Consider the following 22,075-nt stretch of genomic DNA (forward strand, 5'->3'; position numbering starts at 1 on the left):
AGGAGAGGGTGGCTAGATGCGCAAGATACTGATCGTGGGCGCCGGGCAGGCCGGGTTGCACCTGGCGCTCGGGCTGCAACAGCACGGCTATGACGTGACCGTGGTGTCAGCCCGAACCGCCGACGAGATCGAGTCCGGCAACGTCATGTCCTCGCAGTTCCAGTTCGACAGCACGCTCAAGTACGAGCGCGAGCTCGGGATCTCCCTCTGGGAGGAGCAGGCGCCCTACACCCCGAACACCACCTTCGCGCTGGGCGGCGACGGGCCCACGCCGATCCTCGAGTGGGGCGCCCCGCTGAAGAAGCCCGGCAGCGACGTCGACCAGCGGGTCAAGATGTCGCGCTGGCTGCGGCTGTTCGAGGAGAACGGCGGCACGGTGATCATCACCCCGGCCACCGTCGCCGACCTCGACGCGTGGGCCGACCGGTACGACCTGGTGCTGGTCGCCGCCGGCAAGGGGGAGCTTGCCGGGGTGTTCGAGCGCGACGAGTTCCGCTCGCCCTTCACCACGCCGCAGCGGACGCTCGCGCTGGTCTACGTCAACGGCTACCTGCCCGACCCGGCCGGTCCCGGCGAGCACTCGGTGGACTTCCACCTGTTGCCGGGCCGGGGCGAGATGATCGTGATGCCGGCGCTCACCGTCTCCGGCCCCTGCCACATCCTGTTCTTCGAGGCCATCCCGGGCGGGCCGCTGGACGTGTTCGACGACGTCCGCTCGCCGGCCGAGCACCTGGAGCGGTTCACCGAGCTGCTCCAGCTGCACGTGCCGTGGGTCCGCGACCGCTACACCAAGCTCGAGCTCACCGACCAGGGCGCGACGCTGCGGGGTGCGGTCACCCCGATCGTCCGGCGCCCGGTTGCGACGCTGCCCTCCGGCGGCCTCGCACTGGGCCTGGGGGACGCCGTGGTGACCAACGACCCGATCACCGGCCAGGGGTCGAACATGGCCGCCAAGTGCGCGGCCATCTACCTCGACAGCATCCTCGAGCACGCCGACCGGCCGTTCGACCGGGCCTTCATGGAGCGCGTCTTCGAGAAGTTCTGGACCCAGCACGGCCGCGCCACCACCCAGTGGTCGAACATGATGCTGGTGCCGCCGCCCCCGCACGTCCTGGAGATCCTCGGGGCCGCGAGCCAGTTCCCCGCGATCGGCAACCGCTACATCGAGGCCTTCGACGACCCCAACGACTTCGACGAGTGGTTCATGGACCCGGACAAGGCCGCCGCCTACCTCGGCCAGGTCGTCGGCGCGCCGCCGGTCGGGTCGGCCCACCCGTAACGAGGCGCTACCGGATGCCGGCGGCGGCAGCCGCGACCACCGGAGCTGTTGCCGCCGGCCGGAAGTGCTGATAAGAATTTTTGTGCAGATATCGTAAAAGCGCAGTCACGGGGATACCGTAAAAGGATGAGCAGGAAGCGCAGCTACAACGAGGGCTGTCCGGTTTCTCACGCTTTGGACCTGGTGGGAGAGCGCTGGGGCCTGCTGGTGGTGCGCGAGCTGCTGCTCGGACCGAAGCGCTTCGCCGACCTGCGCAACGCCCTCTGCGGCGCCAGTTCGAACATCCTGTCCACCCGGCTTCGCGACCTCGCCGAGATCGGTGTGCTGCGCAAGCGGCTCGCGGACGGCCCGGGCGGCGGCCCGGTGTACGAGCTGACCGACTGGGGCCGTGCCCTGGAGCCGGTGCTGTTCGCGCTCGGCACCTGGGGAACGTCTTCGCCCTTCTGGGACCGCCAGGCCCCATCGACGGTGGACTCGCTGGTGCTGGCACTGCGAGCCCAGGCCGAGTTCGTCTTCCTGGCCGGGGCGCCGGTGGCCGGTACCTGCCAGCTGCGGGTGGACGACAGCGAGTCCTTCGTCCTGCGCTTCGGCGAGACCGGGCTCGAGGTCACCCGGGCCAGCGCCGCCCAGCCGGACGCGGTCGTCGACATCGAGTCCCGCACCCTGCAGAAGCTGCTCACCGGTGACGACACCCTCGACGACGCCGTCGACGAAGGACGCGCGAAGCTCGGTGGCGATGAGCGTCTGATCAGGTCACTGATCAAGTAGCATCGCCGCGATCTCGGCAGTTCGGCACGGCACCCCCGACAGAGTGTCGTATTTCTCGCCCTAGAGGTGCGCGAGACTTGCGCGGTCCTTGAAGGTCGCCGTAGGCTCCGGTGATAGTGCAAAAATTGAACCAACTGCTGGTAGTGCGAATGGTTTCTGGCTGTCGTCGCAAGCCGTAACGCCTCGAAAAGGAGTGGGCCACACCCATGCAATCCGTCGATTCGGGGACAGTCGCTCCCCACAAGGGTTGGACGCTGGCGCTTGCCTCGGTAGGCGTTTTCATGGCCGCCCTGGACGCCCTGGTAGTCACCACCGCGCTGCCGGTCCTGCGCACCAGTCTCAACGCCGACCTCGGCGCCCTCGAATGGACCATCAACGCCTACGTCCTCACCTTCGCGTGCTTCCTGCTGACCGCGTCCGCACTGGCTGATCGCTTCGGGCGTCGCCGGCTGTTCGCGATCGGCCTCATCATCTTCGCGGTGGCCTCGGCGGTGGCGGCGCTGTCGCCGAACGTCGGCGTGCTGATCGCGGCCCGGGCCGGCGAAGGGTTGGGCGCCGCCGTCATCATGCCGGTGTCGCTCACGCTCATCAGTGACGCCTTCCCGGTCGAGAAGCGCGGCGCGGCCATCGGCATGTGGGGCGCGGTCTCCGGCGTCGCGGTCGCGATCGGGCCGGTCTTCGGCGGCGCGGTCGTCGACGGCCTCAACTGGCACTGGATCTTCTGGGTGAACGTCCCGATCGGCATCATCGCCGGCCTGCTCTCGCTGTCGCGGTTGACCGAGAGCTACGGCCCGAAGCAGCCGCTGGACTTCTACGGGCTGGTGCTGGCGTGCGTCGGCCTGTTCGTGCTGGTCTGGGGTCTGGTGCGGGTCAGCGACGAGGGCTGGGGGAGCGCGCAGGTCATCACCGCGCTGATCGTCGGCACGGCCATCGTGGCGGTGTTCCTGGCGGTCGAAGCCCGCCGGAGCACGCCGATGGTGCGCCTGGACCTGTTCCGCAACAAGGCTTTCAACGCGGCGAGCTGGGTCACCTTCTTCATGTACGCGCCGTTGTTCGGCGCGCTCTTCCTGATGTCGCAGTTCCTGCAGTCCGGGCTCGGGGACAGCCCGATCCGGGCGGGTCTGCACCTGCTTGCCTGGACGGGCGTGTCCATGTTCATCGCCCCGGTGGTCGGCCCGATGGCCGACAAGTACGGCAACCGGCCGTTCATGGCCCTGGGGATGACCCTGCAGGCACTCGGATTCGGCTGGGTGGCCCTGATCGCCGAGCCGGACATGAGCTTCATCAAGCTCCTCGGCCCGCTGCTGGTCGCCGGCATCGGCATCGGCATCGTCTTCCCGACCGTCGCCAACGGCGTGATGACCGCGGTGCGGCCTCACGAGATCGGCATCGCCTCGGGTACCAGCTCCACGTTGCGCGAGGTGGGCGCGGTCTTCGGGGTCGCCCTCACCGCCAGCGTCTTCTCCCACCCGGGCAACTACACCTCCCACCAGACCTTCGTCACCAACTTCAGCCATGCACTCTGGCTGTGCGCGGCGCTCTCAGCGGTCGGTATCCTCGTGTCACTGGCCTACCCGCGGCACCGCGCTGTCATTCCAGCTCCTGCCCCCGCCGTGCACGAGCCCATGAATGCCGCCGCAGCCCCAGTGGCCAGCGACTGATTCACGGAGAAAGGAGACCAGGCTACCTGCGCGTTCGACACCTGCCGACCCGAGTCACCGCCTCGCGATCGCGGGTGAGCACGATCCAGTCCAGCGTCAGTGCAATCGCGCTCGGCCTATTCGGGGCCGACAACCGCGGTGATCTGTAAGCACACGAACGAGATGAGGTAAGGATCTTGACTAGCCAGAATCAGGAAGAGGCCGTAGTCGCCGTCGTCCATGGCGTCCACCAGGCGTGGGACAAGGGGGACGCCGACGCGTTCGTCTCCGAGTACGCCGAGAACGCCAGCGCAACCCTGCCCGGCTCGTACATGAAGTCGCGCCAGGACATCCACGGCTCGATGACGTTCTTGTTCAACGGCCCGTTCAAGGGCACCCGGGCGTCCGACAAGGTGCTGGACGTCAGATTCCTCAACGATGACACCGCCGTGGTCATCACCGAGACCGGGGTGCTGATTCCCGGCGAGGACGCGGCCCCGCCGGAGCGGACCGCGTACGCGACCTGGGTGCTCACCCGGCAGGACGGCAAGTGGCTGATCGGGGCCTACTGCAACAGCCCCACCACCGCGCCCCGCCCTGGCCAGTGATCTGACCTAGCAATCCCCCCGAGTGCCCCGTTCCGCCCTGCGGAACGGGGCACTTGTATGTGCGGTGCCGGGTTCGGAGCACCGCTGCGAAGGGGGAGGAACTTCTCGGCCGGTGGCCGGTAGCCGGCCGCCAAGGCTGGCCAGGCCCGGTCGTCGGAAAGTTCAACGGCCTCGGGCTTCCCTTATGGACACCGAAGGTGGTGCCGCGCCGGCTGGAAGGGCGACAGGGCCGCCCGATCGCCGCCTCTGGCACTGGATACCGGAGACGGGCGCACGGGCCTCCTGGACGCGGCTGGGGGCGGTGGCCGTAGCCACCGCCCCCAGCGCCTTCGTGCGGCCGCGATAGCCGCTCCTGCCGTCCGGCCTCAGGGCAGCCGAAGCTCCGGAGAGTACACGTCGAGCCACACACCGAGATCCAGGGTTCGCTCCAGGCCCAACCGGGTGAGCCTCTCCATCCCGGCCGGCTCGCACCGGGTTGCGGCCGTGAGCCAGTCCCGGTCGATCAGCTCGAACAACTGGTGCTCGCCCCGGGCCAGCAGTTCCTTGCCCTGGTTCTGCAGCTCCTGCAGGTAGTAGGGGTCCTGGGTCGAGGGGTAGGGGCTCTTCGGCCGCCAGGCGACGGACTCGGGAAGCATGTCCTTCACCGCCCCGCGCAGCAGGCTCTTCTCCCTGCCGTCGTAGGTCTTCATCGACCACGGCACGTTGTAGACGTACTCCATCAGCCGGTGGTCGCAGAACGGCACCCGGACCTCCAGCCCGAGCGCCATGCTGACCCGGTCCTTGCGGTCGAGCAGGTACCGCATGAAGCGGGTGAGGTGCAGGTAGACCATGACCCGCATGCGGTACTCGAAGTCGTCCTCGGAGTCGAGCCGCTGGACCTCCCCGACAGCGCTGTCGTAGCCGTCCCGCCGGTACTCCTCGAGCTTCAGCTCCGACAGCAGTTGTGGGTTCAGCCCGGTGGCGTCCTTGTCGAACGGGCCCACGCTGACGGCGATCCACGGAAAGGTGGGTGCCTGCTGGATGGCGGGAATGTGCATGTGCCGGTACCCGCCGAACAGCTCGTCGGCCGACTCGCCCGACAGGGCGACCGTCGACTTCTCGCGGATCGCCTTGCACAGCAGGTACAGCGAGAAGTCCATGTCGCCGGCCCCCATCGGGGCGTCCCGGGCGATGAGCGAGGCCCGGCGGACCTCGGGATCGGCCAGCGTCTTGGAGTCGAGCACGATGTCGGTGTGATCGGCGCCGACGTGCTCGGCGACGTCATGGATGAACGGGCCGTCCGGTGCGTCGCGCAGCTCGTCGGGCCTGAAGTTCTCCGTCTGGCCGGTGAAGTCGACCGCGAACGTCGGTACCGGCTCGCTGCCGAGGTGGGCCGCGGCCAGCGCGGTCAGCGCTCCGGAGTCCAGGCCGCCGGACAGCAGCAGGCAGCGCGGCACGTCGGCGACGAGCTGCCTGCCCACGATGTCGCTGAGCAGCTCGCGAACCCGCCCGACCGTGGTGTCCACGTCGTCGGTGTGCGGCCGGGTCTCCAGCCGCCAGTAGGTACGCTCGCGCACGCCGGCGGCATCGACGGTGACCACCGTGCCGGGCTCGACCTGCTGGATGCCTGCCCAGATCGCGTGTCCCGGCGTGAAGGCGTAGGAGAGGATCTCGCGCAGCCCGTCGGTGTCCACCACCCGCGGGGCGATCGGGTTGGCCAGGATGGCTTTCTGTTCCGAACCGAAGAGCACGCCGTCCGAGGTCCGGTGGAAGAACAGCGGCTTGATCCCCATCCGGTCGCGGATCATCACCAGCTTCTGCTCCCGGGCGTCCCAGATGGCGAATGCGTACATGCCGTTGAGCCGTTCGGCGACCTGCGGCCCCCAGCGCAGGTACCCGCGCAGCACCACCTCGGTGTCGCTGGCGGTCGTGAAGCGCTCGCCCTGCCCGGCCAGCTCCTCGCGCAGCTCGACGTAGTTGTAGACCTCGCCGCTGTAGGTGAGCGTCACGTCGCCGCGGTCGGTGTGCACGGTCATCGGCTGTGCACCGCCGACCAGGTCGATGACGGCCAGCCGCCGGTGGCCCAGAGCGGCGTGCTGGTCGATCCAGGTGCCGCGTGCGTCCGGCCCCCGGCACGCCATGGTCTCGGTCATGGCATCGAGGGTTCTGGCCTCATGCCTGAGATCGCGACCGAATGAGACCCATCCGGTGATTCCGCACATCTGCCCGCCTCCAGTGCTGATCGAAGAGTTCTGGTTGGATTTCCTTCAGGAGCGCTCGCGCAACAGCGCGGCCGCCCGTTCGCCGATCATCACGACGCTCAGGTGCGTATTGGCACACACCATACTGGGCATGACGGACGCGTCCACGACATGAAGGTTGTCGACGCCGTGCACCGCGCAGTGCTGGTCGACCACCGTCCACGGGTCCTCGGCCGGCCCCATCCGCGCGGTGCCCACCGGGTTGTAGGCACTGTCGACGGCCCGTTCGATGTAGTCGCGCAACGCCGCGTCGTCGTTGATGGTGCGTTCGTCCAAGGCAACCAGCTGATCGCCCTTGTCGAAGATCTTCGGCGAGCTGGCCAGTTCCCAGCAGCCCCGGACGCCGTCGGCGAGCAGCCGGTAGTCGCGCTCGTCGGACAGGTAGCCGAGGTCGACCCGGGGAGCGGCGTACGGGTTGACCGCCGCGAGCGTGACCCGGCCGCGGGAGTGCTGCCGGCGGAGCACGACCATCACGCCGAACACCGCCTTCGCCCCGGCGACCTTGCGCAGCTCGGGGAAGTGCAGGGTGAGGTCGAAGCGGTTGACCATGGCGAAGTACTGGTCGTTGAACCGGCTGTCGCTGGTCCGGGTCACGATCTGCCCGGTCGACTTGCCCTCGTTCTCGTACCCCGGCCTGGGCGTCATGAACACGCCGATGCGCGGCTGGTCGGTCAGCCCCGCGCCCACGCCGGCCAGGTCCGCCCGCACCGCAATGCCCAGCGCGCGCAGGTCCTCCGCGGGCCCGATGCCCGAGCGGAGCAGGATCGCCGGCGTGGCGACCGCTCCGGCCGACAGGATCACCCGCCTGCCGCGGACCTCGCCGTACGGGCCGCCGTCCACCGACAGCACCACGCCGGTTGCCCGGTCCCCCTCGAACACCACCCGGTCGACGAGCGCGTGCGGCAGGATGGTGAGGTTGTCCCGGGTGCTCGCCGGCCAGAGGTAGGACCCGGTCGTCGACACCCGGATCCGGGGATCCCGCCGGTTCGACGGGATCGGTCCGACGCCGGTCGACTCGGGATGATTGTGGTCATCGGCCCACGGATGTCCGACGTCGAGGCAGACATCGAGGAAGGACTGCTGAACGTCGGTCAACTCCTCCGGACGCCAGCGCCGCACCGGCACCGGGCCACCGCTGCCGTGGACGTCGCTGTCGCCGTAGTCCAGGTCGTCCTCGAGGGCGCGGAAGACCGGCAGCACGTGCTGCCAGGACCACAGCGGGTTGCCGGCGGCCGCCCACTCGTCGTAGTCCTCGGGCGTTCCCCGGATAACGACCGTGTTGCCGACGGCCGACGAGCCGCCGGTCACCTTGCCGAGCGGGAACATCACGCGGCGGTCGCGGGTGAGCTGGCTGGTGAAGCCCCAGCTGTGCTTCACCAACGACATCGCGTTGGCATCCAGCAGGTCGTGCGGGGTCGCCGCCTCGGTGGGGTAGTGCCGGCCGGCCTCGACCAGCAGCACCCGCCGGGCCGGGTCCTCGGTCAGCCGGGCGGCCAGCACGGCGCCGGCGCTGCCCGCCCCCACGATGATGTCGTCATAGATCTGCGGTATCGACATGCGCGCCTCTCACCGCTTGCGGGCGAGCCCGCACCACATGGGCAACGGCTTCGGTCCCGCGGCGCCCTGCGCCGGCCGCCAGAGCTCGGTCTCCACCACGCCGGGCGGCACGATGTCCATGCCGTCGAAGAACCGCTCGACCTCGGAGCGGGTGCGGCGCACCACCGAGTCGCCGGTCTGCTTGTCCATCTCGGTGAGCATCTCGTTCAGCGCCGTGTCGGTGTCGTCCTTGGCGAAGTGGGACAGCGCCAGGTAGCTGCCGGACGGCACGGCGTCCAGCAACTGGGCCACGATCTGCTCGGGCCCGGGGTCGGCGTCGTCCTCGACGAAGTGCAGCACCCCGAACAGGATGAGGCCGACCGGCTGGGAGAAGTCCAGAGTCGCCGAGGCGCGGCGAAGGATGTCCGCCGGGTTGCGGAAGTCCCCGTCCAGGAAGACCGTGTCGGGGTCGGAGTCGAGCAGGTACTGCCCGTGCGCCGCCACCGAGGGCTCGTTGTCGGCGTACACGACCCGGCAGCCGGCGGCGACCGCCCGGGCGGCCTCGTGGGTGTTGCCCATCGTCGGCACCCCGCTGGCGAGGTCGAGGAACTGCCGGATCCCGCACTCGCCCGCCAGGTACCCGACGATGCGTCCCAGGACGTCGCGCGCTGCGTGCAGGTCGACCTTCACCCCCTCGACGCCGCCCGGGTCGCCCGGCCAGTTGACGAACGCGTTGTCGGCGACGGCCCGGTCGGAGGCGAAGTTCGCGCTCCCGCCGAGCAGGTAGTCCATGATCCGCGCCGAGTTGGGAATCATGGCGTTCACTCCGACCGGCGCCTCTTCCAGCGTCGTGGTCGGGAGATTGTCAGGCATACTCCAGCCTCCTGTTGTCCGCCGTAGCGCCGTAGCGCGGCTAATGTGGCCTCAGCGTGGCGCTGCTGGTGCGCCCGCGGCTTCTCTGGCGTTGCCCCGCGCGCGACAGCACCGCACGCGACCGGCAGAGGCAGTGCAGAGGCAATGCAGGAGTAGTCGGCCGTACCGGCCGATGTGTGACGCTTGCCCGGAGGGACTCATAGTTCGTGCGTCTCTGGTGACGCGCGCGCCTGTTCGCGTCGCTCCTTCCGCAGCCCTATCTCAGCGAGGATGATGGATGATGCCTCACTACGACGACATTATCGTCGGTGCCGGATCGGCCGGCGCAGTGCTCGCCGCCCGACTGTCTGAAGACGCATCGCGCCGGGTCCTTGTCCTGGAAGCCGGGCCGGACTACCTGACGTCGCAGGAGACCCCTGGCGACATCCGCTCCGGCAACGCGATGTCCTTTCTCGACCACGACTGGCAGTTCAAGGCCGACATCTCCGACGGGCGCCGAATTCGCTATCCCCGGGGGAAGGTGACCGGCGGCTCGTCGGCCGTCGGTGCCACGGTCGCGCTGCGCGGCATTCCGCAGGACTACGACGACTGGGCCAGTGCCGGTAACCCGTCCTGGTCCTGGAATCAGGTGCTGCCGTACTTCCGGCGCCTGGAGGACGACCTGGACTTCGGCGGCAGCGAGTACCACGGCCAGGACGGCCCGTATCCCATCCGGCGCTGGCGGCCGGACGAGCTGGTGCCGGGGCAGCTCGCCTTCACCGAAGCCTGCCTGGAGGCCGGCTATCCCGAGGTCAAGGACCACAACCACCCGGACGCGACCGGCGTGGGACCGATCCCGTCGAACCGGCGCGACGACCTGCTCCGGGTCACCACCTCGATGGCCTACCTGAACCCGGTGCGGGACCGTCCCAACCTCGAGATCAGGGCGCACACCGTCGTCGACCGGGTGCTCTTCGAAGGCGACCGCGCGGTCGGCGTCACGGCGTCGGCCGCCGGCGGCGGGTTCGAGACGATCACCGCCCGGCGCGTGATTCTGGCGGCCGGCGCGGTGGCATCGCCGATGATCCTGCTGCGTTCGGGCATCGGCGCGGCCGAGGACCTGCGCCGGCTCGGCATCGACTGCCGCGCCGACCTGCCGGGAGTCGGCGCGAACCTCGTCGACCACCAGCGGACCGGCGTGTTCCTGTCACCGCAGCCCGGTGCCTGCGACCCGGCCGAGCCGTTCCTCCAGCAGATCCTGCGCACCACCGCTCGCGGATCGGGCGAGACGAACGACCTGCAGTACTACATGGTGAACCACTTCGACCTGAAGGCCTTCCCCGAACTGCAGATGCTGTCCGGAACGACGATGATCCTCGGCGTCATGGTGGTCTCGCAGCGGCCGCGCTCCCGCGGCCGGTTGCTGCTGACGTCGGCAGATCCGCTTGCCTCGCCGCACGTCGAGCTGAACTTCCTGGGCGACGACGGCCGGGAGCTCGACCTCCTGGTGGAGGGCGTGCGCACCTCCTGGCAGCTGGCCAACCATCCGGGCATCCGCGGGCTGGGACAGGGCTTCGTGGTGCTGCGCGAGGCGGTGATCGAGGACGAGGAGATGATCCGGCAGTACGTCAGGACCAGCGTGGACAGCGCCTACCACCCGGTCGGCACGGTGCGGATGGGGCCGGCGTCGGATCCTTCCACCGTGGTGGACGAGCGCTGCGCGGTGCACGGGCTCGAGGGCCTCTACGTGTGCGACGCCGCCATCATGCCCAGCACGGTTCGCGCGAACACGAACCTGACCTCCATCATGATCGGCGAGCGGAGCGCCGACTGGCTGCGCGAGTAGCCCGGACGAGCAGAGAGACCCGGCTGGAGCGGATGATCCGCTCCAGCCGGTTCTCTTTGTAGGAAGCCCGATCAGGACACCGGGCGCACCGTCATCGGCAGCCCACCCCGGATTCGCAGGGTGAGCATCGCCTCGCCGGTCACCTGGTATCCCGGTGCCTTGGTCAGGTACAGATCGCGCGCGATGGTAGCGAGTACGACAGTGGCCTCCATCATCCCGAGGCTGTTGCCGACGCAGAACCGCGGACCCGCTCCGAACGGGATGTAGGAGTAGCGGTTCCGGCCAGCCGAGGCCGCGGGGGTGAACCGCTCCGGGTCGAAGCGGGCCGGTGCCGGCCAGAACGCCGGGTGCCGGTGCAGCAGGTAGGGACACAGCAGCACGTCGGCGCCGGCGCCGATCGGGTATCCGCCGATCTCGTCGGCTGCCCGGGCAATGCGGGGGAGCAGCCAGACCGGTGGGTACAGCCGAAGGACCTCCTGCAGGACCTGCGTGGTGTAGGTGAGCTGGTGCAGGCTCTCGACGCTCAGCGGCCCCTGCCCGAGCACCGCGACGGCTTCGGCGTGCAGTCGCTCCCACACGTCTGGGTGCTCGTCGACCAGGTGGAAGGTCCAGCTCAGCGTGCTGGCCGTGGTTTCGTGCCCGGCGAGCAGCAGGGTGACCAGCTCGTCGCGCATCCGGGCCCGTCCCGCGCGCTGGTCGGGCTCCCGGCTGACCGAGGAGATCAGCCGGGAGACGACGTCGTCGCCGGCCGGCCTGCTGCCGCGGTCGGCGGCCAGCTTGTCGACGATCCGCTGCAGGTCCTGCCTGGCCCGGCGGAAGCCGGTCTGCAGGGGCAGCGGAAGCCAGAGCGGCACCCGGCCCAGCGTGATGGCGTCGAACATCGCCTGGTTCTGCACCGCCTCGAAAGACTCCCCGAGCGAGTCGAACTCGCCGAGGTCGGCATCGATCAGCGCTCGCCCCAGCACGTTCAGGGTGAACTCGGTCATCTCCTCGCGGACGTCCACGGGACCTGCCGAGCTGTGGGAGCGGAGCCGGGCGACCAGCCGCTCGGCCTCGTCGCTGATGACGCCGAGCTGAGCGGCGATCCGTTTGGCCTGGAAGACCGGCTGGATCGTCTTGCGCTGCCGGCGCCAGACCTCGCCCTCGCTGGTGAGCAGGCCGTCTCCGAGGGCGCGCTTGGCGTGGATCATGCCGAGGCCCTTGGTGTAGTTGTCGGCATTGTCGGCCAGCACGTGCTTGGCATGGTCTGGGTGGTTGAAGAAGTAGAGCGTCTTGGGGCCCAGCGGCAGGCGAACCGCGTCACCGTACTTGTCGACGGCCCACACCATGGCGTCCAGCCGGCTGCGCACCATCCTGGCAAGGACGGGAAGCGTGGCCGCCCGCCCCGGCCCCGGGATCTGCCGGCCGGGCCGCCGGGCCGCAGTGTCGGTGGCCGGCGAATCCGTTGCCGTCACGGCGCGGCCCGGCGCAGTTCCCTGAGCTCTGTGGTGATGCGGCGCCGCCACAGTTCGTACAACGGGAGGTCAGAGGCGCCGAGCAGGCCGGTCCGGGCCCGGTCGGCCAGCTCGGACGCCGCTGCCGGCGTGAGGCCGGTGAGGGTGGCGGCGGCCAGCGTGGTGTGCGGCAGCACGAGACCGGTCTGGAACCGGGCGGCCGCGCCGAACACCGAGCCCTGGGCGACCTCCGGCAGGTACTGGCCTGCTCGCTGTACGAAGGCCTGCAGCTCGTCCTCGCCCACCCCGCCGGCGTAGGTCGCAGCAAGGCCCGCACCGGCGTAGAGGTCGGCCCGCCGGCTCTCGTCGAACGCGTCGATCAGATCGGCGGCCCGTTGCGGGTCGGTCCCGCTGACAAACCAGGTCGCCCGCCCGATGCCCTGGTCGATCACCCGGTTCGCGTACGAGGCCGGGCCGCCGGCCGGCCACGGGAAGCTCGGTTCCCGGTACTGTTGCCGAACGTACCGGTCGGTATGGAAGTAGGCCTGGTGGAAGCCGTAGCCGTCCAGGACCAGCCAGCGCAGCACCGGATCCACGGCGCCGGCGGACGCCTTGGCCCAGCGGAACCGCGGCAGCCGGGCCAGGGCCCAGCCCACCCCGACGTAGACCATGTAGATGTGTTCGCTGGCCCTGCCCTGCAGGAACCGGCTCAGGTGGGTGCCACCGAACGGCAGGGCGTCGAGGATCGCAAAGCCCATGCCGGCACCTTCGTAGGCAAAGCCGCGGAACTGCCGCGGTATCTGTTCGAGTCGCTCCTCGGCCTCTGCCGGCACCCGCGCCTCGACGGCATATGCATATCCCGTCAAAAAGGTTTCACCGACGGTTTCCAGCAGCTGTCGTGCCGCTGGGCTCTTGGCATGGAAACCGCGGACATCGAGGTTGGCTTCCGACTTACTCGGTGTCAGAACCCGGCGCCTGAGCGCTCGCCAACCACTTGCCATTGTTTTCTCCTATCGGCCGATCGCTCGAATGTCCCTGAATATGCTGGATCGTGGCAACGCATTACTCGACCGGCCTACTCCTGGCCGCCTGTGGGCGCCCGGCCCCGACCGTTATTTGGTTCAAAAATTCCACCATTAAGCGCTCAACATCGGCTCCGGAAAGAAACGATTGTCCAACTCTGGCAGCGCCAGCAGGATCGGCAGATCGGTGCTGTCCACCGCGCGCATCGGAATGTGAAGTTCCACCGTGTGGTCGGGAAGCATGACGATGGACTTTCCCGACCCCAGGAACAGCGGCCGGCGGGCCCAGGGCCGGATGTCGGAGTCGGCCCAGCGCACCGCTACGGCGGCGGCGCGCACGTACCACTTGCCGACCGGCACCTCGCTGAGCCGGTACTCGTGCACCTGGCAGCCCTCGGCATTGGCGTAGGTGTCGAGGATGTCGCAGGAGACCGGCATTCCCTCGACGATGGGGCTGCCGAAGGCGCCGACATAGACCCGCAGCGGCATGGTGTTCGGCGGCAGCACCACCGTGCCGTGCAGCTCGCCGGATCCCGGGTAGGAGTCGGTCTCGGGGCGCGGCAACGCGGGAAGGCCGCTGTGCGACAGCACCCGGAACCGGGCCGGCGACATCCCGACGCTCTTGGTGAAGCGGGTCGTGAAGGTGCCCAGGCTGTTGTAGCCGACCATGTATGCGATGTCGGTGACGCTCAGTGAAGTTTTTTGTAGAAGGTTCTTCGCCCGGTACAGCCGGATCGCAGTCAAGAAACGCCCCGGTGACGTGCCGGTGATGGACCTGAAGACTCGAGAGAAGTAAAACTTGCTGAGTATGGCGGTGTCTGCGATCTCATCCAACGACAACGGTTCGCTATAGCGTTCCCACATCGTAGTAATCGCGCGTTCTACCGCTTGCCTCGCTACATCCACGTGACTACCCCTTATTTCAGCGTTGGTTGTAACTGTGTGTGGGTGCCGTAGAATGAGGTCCCCGGATGTATTTGCACCGATGTCGGCCGATAGCTCGATGATGCGCATACTTGGGCAACCACCTTTCTTTGAAGTTGCCCGTATGGATGTTTAGCGACCAACAGTGCTTGCGCAATCAACGGTGCGCACGTCTGAGCCGACAGCCGACGCGCCTGCCGCGGCACCGGTTCGAGCCCGGGGCAGCGGTGCGGAACGGCCGCCGCGGCCGGGGCGGATGCCGGCCGGACGGGAGCCTTCCGGATCGCTACCGCCCGCGGCCGAACAGTTCCGGCGCGCGCGATACTTCCGCGCTCCGGCGGCGTTCCCGCAGCGCCGCGAGCAGATCCGCCGGCATCCCGGGCAGGTGCCCGGTGGCAGGAAGGCCCGGCTGATGATCGGCCATCCATCTGCATCCTCGTTGGACCTGGAGTGTCCGAGCCTCCCTGGCCGGAGCAGAACGGCGCAGGACGTCAGTGTCAGCCACGTTCAGCGGAAGAAAGGCGGGGCTACGTTCTTTCTGCCGTCACCGACCGGAGCGTCGGCGCACCGGAGGCTGCCCGGCGGCAGCTTGCTCGGTGGCTCCGTCCCGGGGGTGCGGCGGAGGAGAAGGAATGGTGGGTGCGCCCTGGCGCTGACCTCGGGCGCATTGCTGTCAGGCCGGCAGGTTCAGCTGGTGCTGGCCGGCCAGCTCGCCGGCCAGCTCGGCCTGTACCAGCGCCTCCCGGTAGCGGCCCTGCAGGTCCAGCACCCAGGACAGCAGCCGGTAGGCATGCGCCTGCGGAATGCGCTGGTCCAGCTCCTGGTACAGCGCCAGGGTCTGGCGGGCGTGCAGCTCGGCGTCGTCGAGTCGGCCGAGCTGGCCGTAGGCGTAGGCCAGGCAGGCGTGGCAGATCGCCTGGCCGGCCGGCTCGTGCGGATGCTCCTCGTGTTCGGCGCCGCCCCGGTGCAACGTCCGCGGCTCGCGCGGGTAGTCGTTGCCCTCCAGGAACGACTCGAACGTCCAGGCCAGTTGCCGCAGGCCCTGCTCGAAGCTCGAGTTGGCCGACGGCCCGAGCGCCCAGCGCAGGCCCGGGTGCTGGGCGGTGAACCAGTCCAGCGCCTCCCGGTGGGCGGGCAGGTCGTCGGCCAGCGTGGGCGGCTGCCCGGACCGCCAGATCCTGCGGTCCTCGCTCAGCTGGCTGAGCAACCGGTCGGCCCGGTGGGCCGGGTGCAGGCAGTGCTCGGACAGCCCGCGCAGGGCCAGCCGCCGGTCCTCCTCGCTGTCCTGCTCGCCGCTGAGCTCGGTGGCGTAGGCCCGCAGCAGCTCGTGCAGCGCGAACATGCCGGGCTTGACCTCGGTGATCAGGTTGGCCCGGCGCAGCTCGGTGAGCGGCGGGTCGACCGCGGCCATCGGCAGGCCCGCCAGGCCCGCGATCACGCAGCTGGCGAAGTCCGGCCCGGGCAGCAGCGGCAGCAACCGGAACACCCGGGCCGCCAGCGGGGTCAGGCCACGGTAGGAGCTGGCCAGCACGCTGCGCAGGTTGGCGATCTCGTCACCGGCGTCGAAGGCGGCCAGGCTGCCCCGGGCGGAGCGCAGCTGGTCGGCCACCGCGGCCAGCGGAAAGCCGGGCACGGCACGAGCGGCCACGATCGACAGGGCCAGCGGCAGGCCGGCGCAGGCGGTGACGATCTGCTCGACCGCGGCCGGCTCGGACGCGACCCGTTGCGCTCCCAGCCGCCGGGCCAGCAGCTGCTGGGCATCGGCGTTCGACAGCGGCTCGAGGGGCAGCAGTTGGGCGCCGTCGATGGCGGCCAGGCTGGTCAGCTGGGTGCGGCTGGTCAGGATCACCTGGCAGCCGCCCGAGCCCGGCAGCAGCGGGCGCACCTGCTCGGCGTCGTAGGCGTTGTCGAGCACGATCAGCACCTGCTGGCCGGCCAGCAGGCTGCGGTAGAGCGCGGCGCGGGCCTCCAGGCTCGCCGGGATCTGCTGGCCGGACACCCCGAAGGCCTCCAGCACGATCTGCAGCGCCTCGGCCGGGTCCATCGCAGGCTCGCCCGGGTCGTGCCCGCGAAGATTCAAGTAAACTTGCCCATCTGGAAATTGGTCCCGAATTTGATGCGCCCAATGCACCGCCAACGTTGTCTTCCCGATGCCTGCCATTCCTAACAGCGCAGTCACTTCAGGATTTTCTGACTGAGGGTCCTTGGCGTTTACTAATGAATTGAGGCGGCTCAGTTCGCAGTCTCGTCCGACAAAAGTGGACAAATCGCGGGGTAGTTGCGCAGGCATCGGGATCTGTGGCCGGCTCTTGCGCGGCGGGAGCACGGTGAGGGGTCCGGTCGGCAGCGGTGGGGCCAGGTCCGGGTCGGCTGCCAGGATCTGCTGCTGGAGTCGTTGCAGCGCCGCCGCCGGCGCGACCCCCACCTCGTCGCGCAGTTGCCGGCGGGCGTCCTGGTAGGCCGCCAGCGCGTCCGCCTGGCGGCCGGAGCGGTAGAGCGCTGCCATCAGCAGCCCGCGCAGCCGCTCCCGCAACGGGTACTCCGCGACCAGCGCACGCAGTTCGGCGATGACGTCGAGGTGGTTGCCCAGAGCCAGGTCGAGGTCGATGCGCTCCTCCAGGGCGCTGATCCTGCGCTCGGCCAACTGCTCGCGTTGGGAGTCCAGAAATGGGCTGATCAGGCCGTCACAGGCGGGTCCGCGCCACAGTTGCAGGGCCGAGTGCAGGGCCGCCGCGGCCTTCGGCAGGTCACCGGCGGCCCGGGCCGCCCGGGCCATGCTCACGCTGCTGTCGAACTGCTCCAGGTCCAGGCTGCCGGCCGAGACCGTGAACAGGTAGCCCCCGTCGGTCCAGACCACCCGGTCCGAGGCCGCCCGGGCCGAGCGCTGCGGCTCCAGCACCCGGCGCAGTGCCGAGACATGCCGCTGGAGCAGGTTGACCGCATGGGTCGGGTGCGCCGGTCCCCACACCGCGTCGATGATCTGCTGCCGGCCGATCGGCCGGTTGGTGTGCAGCAGCAAGACCGCCAGGACCACTCGCTGTTGCACCGGCCCAAGCGGCAGGGCGACCCCGTCGCGCCATGCTCGTAGCGGGCCGAGCACCTCGAATTTAATCCCGGCGCTGACGACATCGTCCATTAGCGCCCTCCCTGCTGCGGTTGGCAGCAATGGCAGAAGCGAGGAGTACGTTTCGGCTAGGAAGAATACCTATAAAAATCCATAAGACCAGATGTAGTTCGAACTGCAGTCATTACTGCAGCGAACGGTACAACGCCGATGGTCAGGATAGGGCGGCGCAAAGCAGCCTGGAAGTTGCCCCCTGGCCGGCAGCCGATCCGGGCATACCCCCACAACGACGTGAGCGAAAGTGAGCCCTCCAGATGGCTGACAGCCCCAGCATCCCCCAAGCCACCATCGCCGGCGACTCCGAGAGGGCTCCAGGTAGCCAGGTCGTCGACTTCGGCATCCTCTCGTTCGGCTACGCCTTCGGCCAGGACCTGGACGTGACCGAGACCGCCGGCTCCTACGTCACCGACCCCGAGCGGGTGATCCGCTGGGGGTACTCCACCTTCCACCGGGCCGAGCCGGACGTCACCGCCACCAGGCTGGCCGCCGACGCCGCCCGCAAGGCGCTGGCCGAGCTGAACATGGACGCCTCCGAGCTGGACCTGGTGGTGCTGGCCACCTCGGAGATGCCGGACTACCTGTACTGGGACACCTCGGCGGCGCTGGCCCGGGAGCTGGGCATCGACAAGACCCAGACGTTGCTGCTCAACGAGGGCTGCGCCTCCGGCGTCACGGGGCTTGGCATGATCGCCGGCCAGATGGCCATCCAGCCGAACCTGAACACCGCCCTGTTCGTCGCGGTGAACCGGGTCAGCGAATTCCACCGCAACCGGATGAACGTGAACAACGCGGTACACAGCGACGGGGCGGTGGCGACCGTACTGCGCCGCGGCCACGACCAGCTGCGCTGGCTGGCCACCGCGCAGTTCACCGATCCGGACCTGTGCGATTTCTTCCGGTGCGACTTCGGTGGCGCGGTGACTCCCCAGCCGCCGGCCGACTGGTCGACTGCGACCGCTCCCAGCGGGCTGGAGCGGGTGCTCAACCACTTCGGCAAGGACCCCAACCGGTTGCGCGAGTTCTCCGAGAAGCTCAGCAGCCGGGTGACCGAGGTCATCACCCTGGCCTGCCAGCAGGCCGGCGTCAGCCCGGAGCGGCTGGCGCACATCATCTACATCAACGACAGCGCCGACACCATCGAGGAAGTGGCGGCGCCGTTCGGCGTGACGGTGGAGCACACCAACGCGGAGGTGTCGCTGACCCACGGTCACATGGGTGCGGCCGACCAGCTGGTCAGCCTGGGCGAGGCCCTGCAGCGTGGCGACATCAAGTCCGGTGACCTGGTGGCGATGTCGGGCATCTCGATCGGCATGCGGTGGTACTGCACCCTGGTCCAGGTCTGACCCCCCCCGAAGAAATGACTGATTCGAGTACTTTGCTGGATGCAGTGCGCCGCGCGGTCGAGTCCGACCGCACGCCGGCCACCGATGTCCGGGTCTCGCTGGCCCAACTGACGGACCCGGTGCTGGCCCGCAAGCTGGGCAAGCTGCTGGGCAACCTGCAGCCGGCCGACGGCGGGCTGCCGCCGGTCAACCTCTCGGTGCTGGCCACCTGCACCGTCGGCCCGTTCGAGCCGCTGCTGCGGACCAGCCTGGTGGCGGTGGGCGCGCTGCCCGCCATCTCGGTGGCCGACTACGGCACCTTCGAGTTCTCGCTGGCCTCCGGCGCCTTCGCCGCCGACGGCGAGCCCGACGTCCTGGTCTGCCTGATGGAGGAGTCCTTCTTCCTGCCCGGCGACTGGACCGGCGGGGACGTCGAGGGGGTGATCAGCCAGCTGGAGGCCCGGTTCGCCGAGTTCCGGGCCCTGCTCGACTCGGTGACCCGGCGCAGCACCGCCACCCTGGTGCTGCACACCCTGCCGCTGCCGGTCGAGGTGCGCGAGACCTTCCTGAGCTGGCGGGCTCGGGCGGCGCTGTCGGCTGCCTGGGCGCGGCTCAACGCCGACCTGCTGGGCCTGGCCGCCGAGCACCGGCAGGTGCTGGTGGTGGACCTGGTCAGCGCGCTGGCCGAGCAGCCGTTCCCGGCCCGCGACGCCCGGCTGCACCGCTACGCCGACCTGCCCTACACCGACGGCGCCCTGCACGTGCTGGCCAAGCAGGTGGCCCGAATCGTCCAGGCCCGGATGGGCCTGTCGCGCAAGGTGCTGGCGCTGGACCTGGACAACACCCTGTGGGGCGGCGTGCTGGGCGAGGTCGGCGCCACCGGCGTGGAGCTGGGCGGGCTGTACCCGGGTTCCTGCTACCTCAACCTGCAGCGCAGCGCCCGCCGGCTGCGCGAGCAGGGCGTCATCCTGGTGCTGGCCAGTAAGAACGACGCCGCCATCGTCGACGACGCGCTGGGCAGCCACCCGGAGATGCTGCTGCGGTCCGAGGCGTTCTCGGTGACCGCGGTGAACTGGTCGCCCAAGGCCGACAACCTGCGACAGGCCGCCGAGACACTGAGCCTGTCGACCGGCTCGTTCGTCTTCATGGACGACTCGCCGTTCGAGCGCGGCCAGGTCGGCAGCGAGCTGCCCGAGGTCGCCCTGGTGGCCGCCGACGGCGACCCGGCGCACCTGGTGGGCTCCTTGCTGGCGCCGGGCTGGTTCGACGTGCTCGACCTGACCGAGACCGACCGGGAACGCCCGGCGCTGTACCGCACCCGCGCCCTGCGCACCGAGTTCGAGGGCAGCTTCGGCTCGTCGGAGGACTACCTGCAGGCGCTGGCCATCGAGCTGAAGGTGGAGCCGGTCACCCCGTTCGGGGTGGCCCGGGTGGCCCAGCTGGCCGCCCGCACCAACCAGTTCAACCTCACCGGCATCCGGTTCGACGAGTCCCGGACGGCGGCGATGGCCGCCGATCCCGGCCACCTGGTCGCCTCGCTGTCGGTCTCGGACCGCTTCGGCGACGAAGGGGTGGTCGGGGCGATGTGGGTCGAGTGCGGCGGCGAGACCTGGCGAGTGCTCAACATGGTGCTCAGCTGCCGGGTGTTGAGCCGGGGCATCGAGCTGGCCGCGGTGGACTGGCTGGCGCAGCGGGCCAGCGAGGCCGGCGCCAGCACCCTGCAGGGCAGCTTCGTCCCGTCGGCCAAGAACGGCGCGGCCGCCGGCTTCTGGAAGCGAGCCGGGTTCTCCCCGGCCGATTCCGACGGCACTTTCACCCTTGACCTGCGCGCCGGATGGGATCCGGCGCCCAGTTGGATAACGCAACCCGACAGAGAGCGAGCGACCAGATGACCGACGCGGCGTCGATAGAGCACACCGTGGTGACCATTCTCAGCGATGTCCTGCACGAGTCGGTGGAGGACCTGAACAACCACCCGGTGCTGGCTGCCTACGACTGGGACAGCCTGAGCTCGCTGGAGGCGCTGGCCCAACTGGAGAGCCAGTTCGGGGTGACCCTCGACCTGCGCTCCTACCAGGCCGCGCGCCGGATCTCCGACCTGGTGGAACTGGTGCAGCACGCCGGCTCCAGCACCGTCGGACAGCGGTAGGCCTCCATGACCAGATTGGGGAATCCCTTGGACCGCCAGGAAGTGGAAGTACTCGCCATCGGCGCGGGGCCGGCGAACCTGTCGCTGGCCGTCGCGCTGGAGGAGCTCGCGCCCGAGGTGGCGCGCGAGACCGTGATCGTCGAGCAGCACGACACCGTGGTGTGGCAGCGCGGGCTGCTGCTGCCCTGGTCGCAGAGCCAGGTGTCGTTCCTGAAGGACCTGGTCACCCGGCGCAACCCGCGCAGCAGGTACTCCTTCGTCAACTTCCTGCACGAGACCGACCGGCTGGACGACTTCATCAACCTGGGCAGCTTCACCCCGTACCGGATGGAGATCTCGGACTACCTCAGCTGGGTGGCCCGCAACCTCTCGGAGGTCCGCATCCAGTCTGGCCGGCGGTGCGTCAGCATCGAGCCGTGCCACGACGCCGACGGTGAGGTCTCGGAGTGGCTGGTGCGGCTGGCCGACGGTGGCGAGATCGCCTGCCGGAACCTGATCATCGGCGCCGGCCGCGACCCGCACATCCCGGCGGAGTTCGCCCAGGTGCCGCGGGAGCGACTGATCCACAGCACCGAGTTCTCCTCCCGGATCGCCGCCTTCGACCGCGACGCCGAGCACCGGATCGTGGTGCTCGGCGGTGCCCAGAGTGCGGCCGAGATGCTGTGGGCCAGCCACCAGGAGTTCCCGAACGCCCAGTGCACCATGGTGATGCGCTCGATCGGGCTGAACTGCTACGAGAACTCCAAGTTCACCAACCAGCTGTACTTCCCGTCCTTCGTCGACGAGTTCCACGCCGCCCTCCCCGAGGCCCGTGACCAGCTGCTGCGCGAGATGCACCGCACCAACTACTCCGGCCTCAACCCGGCCCTGCTGGACGTGCTGTACCGGCAGATGTACCTGGAGAAGCTGACCGGGGCCGACCGGCTGAAGATGATCACGATGTCCGAGGTCGCCGCCGCCCGGATGGCCGACAACGAGGTGGTGCTGACCCTGCTCGACCGCAAGAACGGCGGTTCGGAGGAGCTGCGCTGCGACCTGGTGCTGCTGGGCACCGGCTTCGAGCGCGAGATGCCGAAGGTGATCCGCGACCTGGCGGCCTCGGTGTCGATGGACGAGGTCTCGGTGAGCCGCAGCTACCGGATGAACCTGCCGCCGAACGTGCGGGCCGGCTGCTACCTGCAGGGCGTCAACGAGGCCACCCACGGCATCGCCGACTCGCTGCTGAGCCTGCTGGCGGTGCGGTCGGAGGAGATCGTGCGCGACCTGCTGTCCCACCAGCCCGCCCACCAGCTGGTGGCCACTGTTCCGGTGCCGAGCTGAGCCCGAAAGAGG

Annotated in this window: 17 protein-coding genes; 9 read left to right on the forward strand and 8 right to left on the reverse strand. The window is 69.3% G+C overall.

Going from position 1 to position 22,075, the window contains the following annotated elements; all coding sequences use genetic code 11:
• Positions 1-16: 16 nt before the first annotated feature.
• From VLJ82_RS09170 to VLJ82_RS09185, 4 genes are all read left to right on the forward strand, one after another.
• Positions 17-1,279, forward strand: coding sequence for a styrene monooxygenase/indole monooxygenase family protein (locus tag VLJ82_RS09170; protein ID WP_408663030.1), 1,263 nt, complete (start codon positions 17-19; stop codon positions 1,277-1,279).
• A gap of 126 nt (positions 1,280-1,405) precedes the next feature.
• Entirely contained in the window at positions 1,406-2,047 is a 642-nt protein-coding gene (locus VLJ82_RS09175) for a winged helix-turn-helix transcriptional regulator (RefSeq protein ID WP_408663031.1), read from the forward strand.
• A gap of 206 nt (positions 2,048-2,253) precedes the next feature.
• Positions 2,254-3,708 carry an MFS transporter gene (locus tag VLJ82_RS09180; RefSeq protein WP_408663032.1) on the forward strand — a complete coding sequence of 485 codons (1,455 nt, stop codon included), beginning with the start codon at positions 2,254-2,256 and terminating at the stop codon, positions 3,706-3,708.
• A gap of 176 nt (positions 3,709-3,884) precedes the next feature.
• The gene (locus tag VLJ82_RS09185; RefSeq protein ID WP_408663033.1) at positions 3,885-4,295 is read left to right on the forward strand and encodes an SgcJ/EcaC family oxidoreductase; all 411 of its coding nucleotides are present in this window, start codon (positions 3,885-3,887) and stop codon (positions 4,293-4,295) included.
• 365 nt (positions 4,296-4,660) lie between these two features.
• Here the strand turns inward: VLJ82_RS09185 and asnB are convergent, their stop codons facing one another.
• Genes asnB through VLJ82_RS09200 form a run of 3 tightly spaced genes read right to left on the reverse strand, consistent with a single transcriptional unit; the run spans position 4,661 to position 8,944 of the window.
• Positions 4,661-6,496 (reverse strand): asparagine synthase (glutamine-hydrolyzing), encoded by a 1,836-nt coding sequence (asnB, locus tag VLJ82_RS09190; protein ID WP_408663034.1) that lies wholly within the window; start codon positions 6,494-6,496, stop codon positions 4,661-4,663.
• Positions 6,497-6,541: 45 nt separating this feature from the next.
• Positions 6,542-8,092, reverse strand: a complete 1,551-nt coding sequence (locus VLJ82_RS09195; RefSeq protein WP_408663035.1) for a GMC family oxidoreductase — start codon at positions 8,090-8,092, stop codon at positions 6,542-6,544.
• 9 nt (positions 8,093-8,101) lie between these two features.
• Positions 8,102-8,944 (reverse strand): SAM-dependent methyltransferase, encoded by an 843-nt coding sequence (locus tag VLJ82_RS09200; protein WP_408663036.1) that lies wholly within the window; start codon positions 8,942-8,944, stop codon positions 8,102-8,104.
• Between the two features lie 277 nt (positions 8,945-9,221).
• On the opposite strand from VLJ82_RS09200, the gene VLJ82_RS09205 reads away from it, so the two are divergent.
• A complete protein-coding gene (locus VLJ82_RS09205; RefSeq protein ID WP_408663037.1) occupies positions 9,222-10,769 on the forward strand; it encodes a GMC family oxidoreductase in 1,548 nt (515 codons plus the stop codon).
• A gap of 71 nt (positions 10,770-10,840) precedes the next feature.
• Here the strand turns inward: VLJ82_RS09205 and VLJ82_RS09210 are convergent, their stop codons facing one another.
• From VLJ82_RS09210 to VLJ82_RS09230, 5 genes are all read right to left on the reverse strand, one after another.
• On the reverse strand, positions 10,841-12,121 hold the full coding sequence (locus VLJ82_RS09210) for a cytochrome P450 (RefSeq protein ID WP_408663038.1): 1,281 nt from the start codon (positions 12,119-12,121) through the stop codon (positions 10,841-10,843).
• Positions 12,122-12,219: 98 nt separating this feature from the next.
• Positions 12,220-13,203 (reverse strand): DUF1702 family protein, encoded by a 984-nt coding sequence (locus tag VLJ82_RS09215; RefSeq protein WP_408663039.1) that lies wholly within the window; start codon positions 13,201-13,203, stop codon positions 12,220-12,222.
• Positions 13,204-13,338: 135 nt separating this feature from the next.
• The gene (locus VLJ82_RS09220; protein ID WP_408663040.1) at positions 13,339-14,088 is read right to left on the reverse strand and encodes a helix-turn-helix transcriptional regulator; all 750 of its coding nucleotides are present in this window, start codon (positions 14,086-14,088) and stop codon (positions 13,339-13,341) included.
• 346 nt (positions 14,089-14,434) lie between these two features.
• On the reverse strand, positions 14,435-14,572 hold the full coding sequence (locus VLJ82_RS09225) for a hypothetical protein (RefSeq protein ID WP_408663041.1): 138 nt from the start codon (positions 14,570-14,572) through the stop codon (positions 14,435-14,437).
• Between the two features lie 249 nt (positions 14,573-14,821).
• Positions 14,822-17,284, reverse strand: a complete 2,463-nt coding sequence (locus VLJ82_RS09230) for an AfsR/SARP family transcriptional regulator (protein WP_408663042.1) — start codon at positions 17,282-17,284, stop codon at positions 14,822-14,824.
• Positions 17,285-17,526: 242 nt separating this feature from the next.
• Here VLJ82_RS09230 and VLJ82_RS09235 point away from each other — a divergent pair, with 242 nt between their 5' ends.
• Genes VLJ82_RS09235 through VLJ82_RS09250 form a run of 4 tightly spaced genes read left to right on the forward strand, consistent with a single transcriptional unit; the run spans position 17,527 to position 22,063 of the window.
• Entirely contained in the window at positions 17,527-18,615 is a 1,089-nt protein-coding gene (locus VLJ82_RS09235; RefSeq protein WP_408663043.1) for a 3-oxoacyl-[acyl-carrier-protein] synthase III C-terminal domain-containing protein, read from the forward strand.
• A gap of 44 nt (positions 18,616-18,659) precedes the next feature.
• The gene (locus tag VLJ82_RS09240) at positions 18,660-20,486 is read left to right on the forward strand and encodes an HAD-IIIC family phosphatase (protein WP_408663044.1); all 1,827 of its coding nucleotides are present in this window, start codon (positions 18,660-18,662) and stop codon (positions 20,484-20,486) included.
• On the forward strand, positions 20,483-20,743 hold the full coding sequence (locus VLJ82_RS09245) for an acyl carrier protein (RefSeq protein WP_408663045.1): 261 nt from the start codon (positions 20,483-20,485) through the stop codon (positions 20,741-20,743). Before VLJ82_RS09240 ends, VLJ82_RS09245 begins: the two co-directional genes overlap by 4 nt.
• Positions 20,744-20,770: 27 nt before the next feature.
• Positions 20,771-22,063 (forward strand): lysine N(6)-hydroxylase/L-ornithine N(5)-oxygenase family protein, encoded by a 1,293-nt coding sequence (locus VLJ82_RS09250; protein ID WP_408663046.1) that lies wholly within the window; start codon positions 20,771-20,773, stop codon positions 22,061-22,063.
• The last annotated feature ends 12 nt before the right edge of the window (positions 22,064-22,075 follow it).

This window comes from Jatrophihabitans sp. (assembly GCF_035474675.1).
Lineage (GTDB): Bacteria > Actinomycetota > Actinomycetes > Mycobacteriales > Jatrophihabitantaceae > Jatrophihabitans_A.